General features: G+C 68.7%; 1 protein-coding gene and 1 pseudogene. Both read left to right on the plus strand.

All coding sequences use genetic code 11. The features are described 5' to 3' along the window. Positions 1 to 1006, plus strand: a 1006-nt coding sequence (locus tag G5C60_RS50635) for an NsdA family TPR-like regulatory protein (protein WP_165271071.1), incomplete at its 5' end; no start/stop codon positions are given. 329 nt (positions 1007 to 1335) lie between these two features. After that, positions 1336 to 1471, plus strand: a pseudogene (locus G5C60_RS52940) (ammonium transporter); the annotation flags it as partial.

Raw genomic sequence — 1471 nt, forward strand, 5'->3', positions numbered from 1 at the left:
AGCCGCCCCCCGCGAGGCCCCCGAGCCCTCGGCCGCCTCGCGCCGCGCCGGCCGGCTGTCCAGGCCCGAGCTCGATCTGCTGGAGTCCACCACGGTCATGTTCCGGCAGTGGGACGCGCAGTGCGGCGGCGGCCTGCGCCGCAAGGCGGTCGTCGGCCAGCTGCACGAGGTGACGGACCTCCTCCAGGAGCCCCAGACGGCGCCCACCGCCCAGCGGCTGTTCAAGGTCGCCGCCGAGCTGGCCGAGCTGGCGGGCTGGATGAGCTACGACGTCGGACTGCAGCCCACCGCGCAGAAGTACTTCGTCCTCGCCCTGCACGCCGCCAAGGAAGCCGCAGACAAGCCGCTCGGCTCGTACATCCTGTCCAGCATGAGCCGCCAGATGATCCACCTCGGTCGGCCCGACGACGCTCTGGAACTGATCCACCTCGCACAGTACGGAGGCCGCGACTGCGCGAGCCCGCGTACGCAGTCCATGCTGTATGCGATGGAGGCCCGGGCCTACGCCAATATGGGCCAGCCCGGCAAGTGCAAGCGTGCCGTCCGGATGGCCGAGGACACCTTCCAGGACGCCGAGGAGTTCGACGAGCCGGAGCCCGACTGGATCCGCTTCTTCTCGGAGGCGGAGCTGCACGCCGAGAACTCCCACTCCTACCGCGACCTCGCCTATGTGGCGGGCCGCAGCCCCACGTACGCCTCGCTCGCCGAGCCTGTGATGCAGAAGGCCGTCGACCTCTTCGAGAAGGACGGCGAGCATCAGCGTTCGTACGCACTCAACCTCATCGGGATGGCCACGGTGCACCTGCTTCAGCGGGAGGCCGAGCAGGGTGCGGTGCTTGCCAGGAGGGCGCTGGGAGTCGCCAAGAAGGTGCGCTCCGAGCGGGTCAACACCCGTATCCGAAAGACCGTCGACACGGCCGTACGGGACTTCGGGGACACCGCCGAAGTGGTGGATCTGACCGAACAACTCGCCGTCGACCTGCCCGAGACCGCCGAAGCGGTCTGACCCGAAAACCCCGGCCGCGGCCCGCCATCCCTAACCGCCCGACTCGGCTCCCCACGCCAGGTCATCGGATGGCAGGCCGCGGTCGGCTGTCCCCCTTCGCCCGAAGGTTGCGCCACGATAACGATCGCGCGAGCGGACATCCGGCAGTTCATCAACGCGTAACACACAACGCGTCTTCGTCACGGCGGCGAAACATCGAGGCGCTTCGACGGAAACGGCGCTGCGCCAATCTCGTGCCGCATAACCGGCCCACCCCTCTGCCCGCTCAGGCCCTCATGCCCGCTCTGGCTTCCCCCGCACGGGGCCGTACCAACGACGAGGAGACGCCGATGGCACCAGCCATCACCCTGGCCGCAGAAGCTCCCACGCTGTCTGCCGCCAACACCGGGTTCATGCTCATCTGTTCTGCCCTGGTGATGCTCATGACACCGGGCCTGGCCTTCTTCTACGGAGGCATGGTCCGCG

Origin of the sequence: Streptomyces scabichelini, from assembly GCF_011045015.1 — a bacterium.
Classification (GTDB): Bacteria; Actinomycetota; Actinomycetes; order Streptomycetales; family Streptomycetaceae; genus Streptomyces; species Streptomyces scabichelini.